Raw genomic sequence first — 252 nt, 5'->3', positions numbered from 1 at the left:
GGAAACTGTGATAAATCACAGAGGTTATCAAGTCCGCGTATCATAACGCTTGTACTTGTTAATCTCTAGGATCTAAACACTTGATCGCTTAAGGACTAAACTAACAATCAACTGATTGTCTATTTATTAGCTTTTGTCTTTATACATTCCGTAGGAATGTATGGTGGAGACTAGGAGAGTCGAACTCCTGACCTCCTGCGTGCAAAGCAGGCGCTCTACCAACTAAGCTAAGTCCCCAGCTTATCAATAAGT

The 252-nt window shown here is 40.9% G+C and carries 1 tRNA gene; it reads right to left on the bottom strand.

Annotated elements, in window-relative coordinates:
* Nucleotides 1–161: 161 nt before the first annotated feature.
* Nucleotides 162–237 (bottom strand) — tRNA-Ala (locus tag NI455_RS15460).
* Nucleotides 238–252 lie beyond the last annotated feature (15 nt).

This window comes from Acinetobacter lwoffii (assembly GCF_024129435.1).
GTDB lineage: Bacteria > Pseudomonadota > Gammaproteobacteria > Pseudomonadales > Moraxellaceae > Acinetobacter > Acinetobacter lwoffii_F.
The sequence above is the reverse complement of the archived record's forward strand: the minus strand, read 5'-3'. Positions and strand labels throughout refer to the sequence as shown.